The following is a 7,244-nucleotide window of genomic DNA, read 5'->3' as shown; positions in this document are numbered from 1 at the left end:
GGGGCGGGGTCTCGTAGAAGATGGTGTCGACCATCGTGCCCGTGGAGAACTTGATGAGGCCAATGCCATCACCAAAACCGTTCTGGACGATGTTTTCGTTCGGAGTGGTCGTCGGCAGCGGCGCGGTGATGACCAGACGGAGAACGCCGGGCAGCGGGTTGTTCGTGAAGAACGGCGCGGGGGCGGCGACCAGGTACCCACCTGCGGGCAGCGACGTCACCGAGGTGCCAGCAGCATCGGTCACGCTGCTCAGAGGGAAGCGATTATAATCGCGACGCGGCGTGGCGGTCGAGTCACCATTGACAAGGACGATGATCAGATCGCTCAGGTCGGCGGCCGCGTTTCCTCGGTTGTAGATCTCGATGAACTCCCCAGTGTCATTGCCGAGGTTGTCGTAGTCCACCTCGTTGATGACGAGCGAAGCGCCCTCGGGCGGAGGAGTGAATCCGGTGAAGTTTGCGCTGTTGTTCGCGCTGGCGACCGGCTTGCCGCTCAGGTCGGTGACCTCGCCGGAGACGGTGGCCGTATAGGCCGTGCCCGCGGTCTGCTCGCTCGTGGTGAGGGTCACCAGCGTTCCGTCGACCGCGACGCCCGAGACGGTCAGGTTTTCGATGGTGAAGTCCGAGGCCTGCGCCGAAGCCTCAGCAATCTTACGGTCGAACGTGAGCCGGACCTGCGTGGCGGACAGGCTGGTCGCCGTGACCAGCTTGGGCGCGGGGCAGTCGAGCGTGATGTCCGAAGCCGAGAAGGCCGACGGCTGCGGGGTGGTGCCGAACCGCCACATGGGACCCACGAGGGTGAACTGGCAGCCCGGGGCGGCTTCGAGCGCCTGGGGCAGTGCTATGGGCATGCGCAGGCGAATCGGGTTGGTGGAGGGCATCCCGGTCGTCGTGATGGGGAAGCCCGTGAAGCCCGCCCCCGCGCCGCCCGCAGCGCCCAGGGTACCGGAGAGCGTGATGAGCTGATACTCGTAGGCGGCCAGTGCGGTAACGAGGTCGTTCGCGCCGGAGCGGTCCGCGGCAAGCGAGCGCACCGAGTGCCCCTGGCTGAGCCGCGTGAACTCCGCGACGGTGCTGGCCAGGTCCTGCTGGTTCGCGAGCTGCTTCGTGGCGACGGTCAGGCTGATCCGGTCTCCCACGGCCACCTGGTTCACGACGGCGGGGTCGGAGACGAACATCGCGGGGCCGTTGGCCTCCGCCTGGAGGAAGAAGCCGACAGGCTCGGTCTCGTTGTCCTGGCCCGGCACGGCGGGCTTGAGGAACGTGACGTAGGCTCCATTGACGGGCAGGTTGGGGGAGCCAGCCTCGGCGGCGAGGAAGGCGGCGATCTGCGCGCTGGTCTCAGCCGCGGTGGGGCCAGGGGCCGTCTCGCAAGCGTGGGTGGTCGTGTTGCAGACCTGGCCCGCCGTGCAGCTCGCGTTCGTCAGGCACTGCACGCACTCCGTGCGGTTGTTGCAGACCGGCTTCAGCGGATCCAGACCCGCGCACTGGGTGTCGGTGACGCAGACCTCGCACTGACCACGGTTGTTGTTGCCCGTGGGGTCGCAGAAGTCACGCGCGCTGTCCGGCACCGCGGCGCAGTCGGTATTTTCCGTGCAGCCGCACAGGAAGTTGGCATTGCAGGCCGGCTTGGTCGCATCGCAGTGGGCGGTGTTGCCCGGGGAGCACTCGACGCACACCGTCGGCGTGGTGTCCGTGCGGCAGACCGGGGTCTCCGGAGCGCACGACGCGTTGTCCGCGCAGCCCTCGCAGGCGGTGCCCGCGGCGTTGCACGTCTGCTCACCCAGGCAACCCTCGGTGGCGTTGCAGACCTTGCACTCGCCAGCGCCGTTGTTGGCCGCCGTGTCGCAGATGTTGGTGGGCGAAGAGCAGCCCTGGTCGGGGCTCGTCTGCGAGTCGAAGCAGACCTTGCACGCGCCCGCGCCGCTGTTGGCTGCCGTGTCGCAGATGGGGGCCGTGGCCGAGCAGCCCAGGTCCTGGCTATTTCCCGTGGCGGAGTCCGTGCAGGCCTTGCAGACGCCCACGCCGTTGTTGGCGGTGGTGTCGCAGACCGGCACTTCAGCGGCACAGCCCAGGTCCTGGCCGGTGCCCGTGGCGGTGTCGCGGCACGCGGTGCATACGCCCTTGCCGCCTGTGCCAGTGATGTCGCAGACAGGAGCGGCGGCGGAGCAGCCTTCATCCGTGCCCGTGCCCGTGGCGGAGTCGCGGCAAATCTTGCACACGCCCGTGCCGGAGCTGATGTCACACAGCTCGCCCGTGCCGCAGCCCGGGTTGCAGGTCACGCCCGCGTCCGGAGTCCCCGAATCCGGAGTCCCCGAATCCGGCGTCCCCGAGTCTGGGGTCGGAACGTTGATGGCGACCTGATCACAGGTCCCATCGTTACAGGTCCACTCCTTGCCCGGATCTGGCTGGCCATTATCGGCGCGACAGTCGAACTGGTCGACGCACTCATCTCCACAGCCCGTGCCCATCGTGACGAGCACGGCGGTCATGAGCGCTGCAAGCCAATTTCGCTTCTGCATGCGGTCCCCTCCAGGGATGCAGGTAGTAACTCGCCCCCCTTACACCTGAACCTGGAGAGGGTCCATTGCGGGGCCCCCGTGACACCGCCATGTCACGCAGGAATCCCTCGAAATGACTGGTTATCAGGGTGTCTTGCGGGAGGCTGGAGGTCGGGGACCCGCGTACAAGTCGATGACCTGTGAAATCGCGCTCTGACACACCGCGCAGAAGGGCACCCGATCCCGGGTGAACATCACACAGTCGAGCTGGGGTCTGTAATACCCCCGGGCCTCGTAGTTGGCCCCTTCGAAGGCGCCCACCTTGTTCGAGTACTTCTGTGAGGAAAGGAACTTCTCCTCCCAGTCACGCTGCGCCACGAACAGGGAGTCCATCTCCGACTCCGGCTTGCGCTGGGCCCGGACCTGGCGGCGGCGCTTCTGCACGTCATTGGAGTGCGTCTCGTAGGCCTCCTTGCTCCAGGGTGTGGGCAGGGGCGTGCCGGGCGTCACCAGGTGCTTCCACTTGAGCTGCTCCGGGTCCTTGAGCGCGGTGACGTTCTTCTCCCAGGGCTCCAGCCGGTCGGCGCTGGGCACGTAGACGGACTCGGAGGTGTAGTACTCGTCGGCGAGGCCCGCGAAGTGATGGCCGAACTCGTGGACGAAGACGTAGGGCGCCCACAGGCTGTCGGCCGCCACGGTGCCGTAGAGGCCGAGGATGCCTCCGCCTCCGTAGGTGTTGCCGTTGGACAGGATTTCGACGAACTCGTAGGGCGCGAAGGCAGACAGTTCGCGGAAGGCCTTGTTGTCGAAGGTCAGGATGTAGCGCTCGCTGCCGAAGGCGTCATAGGTGGTGCCCACGGGTGAGCGCCGGTGGACGCCAGTGGACGGCCGGGAAATTCCGGACTGCACGGCGGCCGGCATCAAGCCCCAGACGTTGAAGTCTGCCTTGCGCTCCTTGAAGGGCGAGAAGGTGAAGAGGATGTCCACCATGCGCCGGGCGTCCTTCTCGAACCTGGCGCGCTCCGCTTCGGTGTAGCCGTCGCCCAGGATGAGCAGGTCCACCTTCTGCTCCGGTGGCCCGTTCTCCAGCAGCTTCAGCAGCGGGCCCGGAGCGGGCGGTGAGGACGGGTCCACGAACATGTCCTTCGGGTCCACGATGAGTGACCACACCTCGCGGAAGGCGTTCTGTGCGTCGCGCTTCTTGAGGAGCACCTGGACGGGGCGCTCCGGCGTGGGAAAGCGAAGCGACTCGTGGAAGGTGCGGTGCTGGCTCTTCGCCTCGGTGGTGAGCTCCCACTCTCCGTAGATGGAAGCGAAGCCCCGGGAGAAGAGGACCTGGTTCGTGTCCCGGTCCCTCACCTCGAAGAGATACTTGCCGAGGTTGGTGTCGTCGATCGCGCGCGCCGCGTGGCCCGGCCAGGGCAGCGGTTCGATGACCACCCGGTCGAGGCTGAAGCGTTCCTCGGTGGCATTGCCGGCGTGGAAGTAATCCACCCGGAGGGTGCGAGGGGCCGCGGCGGAAGCGCTCGTGGCCAGGAGCAGGGCAAGAAGGGCACGCGTCATGCGCGGCACTCTATGCGGCGGCGACGTTATCGGCGCGGCTGGCGAACTCGCTCGCTGGCTTCGTGACGAACGCGGTGTGTCAGGCTTCCTCCCTCGTAGTCCGCGAGACGTGGATTCAGAAGGTACCGGAGAGGCTGGTCGAAAAGGCTTCTCCATCCGTGGCGACTCCCACCGAGACGGGCGGAGTGTCGGCTGATGAAGGAGAGACGAGGAAGAGCACCGCGCCCGTGGCGACGGCCGCACCTCCTCCGACGAGCAGTCCCGTGAGGAGATTGCTCTTCTGGACCAGGGAGTTCCGAAGTCGCAGCGCCTCCTGGTCCGAGGAGAGGATTCGGCCGTTTTCGAGGCGCTTCTCCAGGTCATCCACGTTCTTCTGCGCCAGGAACCGCACTACGCCCGCCCCGCCTAGCGCGGCCACGCCGGTGCCAAGCAGGACATAGGAGGCCACGCGCAGTGCCGGTGTGGGTCGGTCCGCCGAGTCCGCGATGCCGTCTGAGAGAGGGTTCGGAGCGCTGATGTCCATGCCACCTCCGTGCTGGGCGCCAGACTTGTCCGAGGTCACAACCTGCTCCCAGGGAGCTCGCCCATTGGCGTTCATCACTACGAGGTTGGAAGGAGACCGACCCGTGGTCACGAAGTCCACCAGGGCGGAGAGTGCTTCCGCCGGGGCATCCAGGCCCTGCGTCTTGAAGCCGCCTTCGCGAAGCTTTTGACCGCCCTCGACATTGAGCACGGTGGCGGCGAACCACTTGGGGCCACTGCTGGGGCGCTCCAGGCGCACAACGATGACCTCTTCGACACCGAGCGTGCCGCCCAGACGGACGGCGTGACTGAGGGTCCGCTCCGCGCTGGCTTCGGGGATGGAGAGACAGGGGAACGGCGTGGCGGAGACGGAGCCCTCATAGGCGAGGTCCACGAGCAGCGGTGTGTCCGCGCCTTGCGCCTGAATCTGCCGAGGGAAGCTGATGGCCTCGCCCTTCACCAGGGTGAGGTCATAGGTGCCCGCCAGCACGTCGAGCGTCAGCGGCGTCTGCCCCATCTTGATGCCGTCGAGGTACACGTCTGAAGTCGGCAACGTGGACTTCACCGAGAGCTTCACCTTACGGGCGAGGTTCAGCTCCCTTCGCAGCTTGTCGAACCCCTGGCGCACCGAGGGAGCGAAGTAGTCAGGGTCGAGCTGGTAGTCGGGCTGGAGCCGCAAAACGCTCCGGAACGCCGTGTCGCTCTCCTTCTGTCTTCCCATGGCCCGATAGTTCAGGCCGTGCAGGAGCTGGGCATTCACGTAGAGCTTCCAGCGCTCATCGCCCACGGGCAGGCGGTTGATCTGCTGGAGGGCTTCGTCGATGGCCACTGCGGCCTTGCCGTTTCGACTCTCGTAGAAGTGGTCCTGCGCGGAGTCGAGTTGCCGCTGGAGGTCCTCGTAGCTCGTCGTCGGTTGTGGAAAGAGCCGCTCACTGAAACCGGCCGCGCTCAAAACGTCTTGCTCCGGACGTGACACGAGGGCGCCGAGGAACGCATTGGCCTGACTGCCCAGTTCCGCGTCCTTGCAATCGCCGCTCGCGACGACCATACGCCGGGGCGCTGCGAAGGCGGTGAGGGGAAGAACACAGCTCAGGATGAACAATGCGGACCGCACGGCATGCTTCCTGGAAAACATGAGGGAAACTCGACGAGGTGGGGACATGGTCGATGTCAGCGATTGAGGTGTGAGTGGACGACCAGCGTTCCACCATCGGCGAGGGTGGTCACCACCTGGATGGTGTTGATGCCTGTGATGGTGAATTCCGAGAATGTCGCGGTCGAAATGGGAGGGAGGGTGGTCTCGCTGCTTGCGAAGGGAGTCCATGACCCGGATGTGCATCGCTCGATGTGGAAGAAGGGGGTTCCCTTTGCCGACCAGGCCATCCACACCGTTCCGGTGTCATCCAACTCGAGGCGCGTCATTTCGGACGTTGGTTCGGTGGGCGGTGTGTGTTGCGGGCAATAGACCTCCCACGCGTCGTTCTTCCAAATATAGGAGTGCGCTTGTGCGGGGCCCTCTACCGGTTGGTCGACCCAGGCGAGAATCGGTTTGTCATCGGGGGCAAGAGAGAGGCGAGGCTCACGAAACTGCGAGAGTTCGAAGGGAACACCGACCGGAGGTTGTGCTTCCTGAAGTGGCTTCCAGTCGGTGCCGTTCCAGCGGACAACATAGAGCTTCGATTGCCCGTTTTTTTGCCCTCTCATCGCCAGGAACATCGACTGGGTGGGACCGACCTTGATACCGATGGGGTGGCTGGAATCCAGGCCGAGCAATGCGTTGAGGCTTCCTCCCAGGGGCTCCCAGGCTGTTCCTGTCCAGCGATAGGCATAGGTGGTCTGCTCGGTGTCGGAATAGTACGCGACGAGTGGTTTTCCCGTCGCATCCAGGTCCATGACTGGGTGAGTGCTGTCGGAGATGGATGGCAGAATTCCTGAAGTTCCTCCCAGATAACTCCAGTGAGTTCCCATCCAGCGCGCGACATAGATGCGCTCGGATTCGTTGCTGCCATTTCCTTCATGCCAGGCGACAACAGGTGTTCCATCCAGGGGGTCGAATCTGACTGTTGGATTGTAGGGCTCGAATCCAGACGTTCTTGCTTCCAGCCCACTGCCCAACTCCGTCCATTGGCCGCCAGTGTTGCTGTAGACGCGCAGCCTGGAATGAGCCGGGAGCTTCTCGGATTGGACGATGACGGAGTTCCCTTGTTTGTCCGAGCCGAATTCATAAAGATGGACACCAAGGTTCCCCGACTCCTTGGCGAGGACGGGCCCGTAAGGCTGGAGCACCATCGTGGAATGTCTCCAGTCCCACGTGCCCACGGGAACTTCCAAGGCATTTCCCGCCCTGTCCGTTACGGCCAAGGTGAGAACCATCGCCGCTGAGGTGGGCCCCGAGATAGGCGTTGCCGGCACCACCGTCATCGTCTTCCCATCCCCCGACAGTGACACCGTCCGGGCCACCTCCACCCCGCCCACGGTGAGTCGCACGGAGGCGCTCGTCACGGTGCTCGCATTCACCGGCTCGGAGAACACGGCCTGGATGGGGCTCTTGACCCACACATCCTGCGCCCCCGGTTCCGGGGCCCGCGACACCACTCGCGGCGCGGTGCGGTCCACCACCACCACGCGCTCCTCCCCCGTGAACACCGTCTCCCCGAAC

Annotated in this window: 4 protein-coding genes; all 4 read right to left on the bottom strand. The window is 65.3% G+C overall.

The window, feature by feature from the left end; translation table 11 throughout:
- Window positions 1-2,521: lamin tail domain-containing protein (locus tag HR086_RS43075; RefSeq protein ID WP_174468541.1), on the bottom strand; the 2,521-nt coding region annotated here is incomplete at its 3' end.
- Between the two features lie 123 nt (window positions 2,522-2,644).
- Window positions 2,645-4,063 (bottom strand): IgA Peptidase M64, encoded by a 1,419-nt coding sequence (locus HR086_RS43070; protein ID WP_174468540.1) that lies wholly within the window; start codon window positions 4,061-4,063, stop codon window positions 2,645-2,647.
- Between the two features lie 115 nt (window positions 4,064-4,178).
- Window positions 4,179-5,720: a PEGA domain-containing protein gene (locus HR086_RS43065; RefSeq protein WP_174468539.1), complete on the bottom strand. Its 1,542-nt coding sequence runs from the start codon at window positions 5,718-5,720 to the stop codon at window positions 4,179-4,181.
- Between the two features lie 35 nt (window positions 5,721-5,755).
- Window positions 5,756-7,244 (bottom strand): Ig-like domain-containing protein (locus tag HR086_RS43060; protein WP_217442185.1); only part of this gene is annotated, 1,489 nt, incomplete at its 5' end.

The sequence above is a fragment of the Myxococcus sp. CA039A genome (assembly GCF_013336645.1).
GTDB lineage: Bacteria > Myxococcota > Myxococcia > Myxococcales > Myxococcaceae > Myxococcus > Myxococcus llanfairpwllgwyngyllgogerychwyrndrobwllllantysiliogogogochensis.
This window is presented reverse-complemented; position numbering and strand designations above follow the sequence as displayed.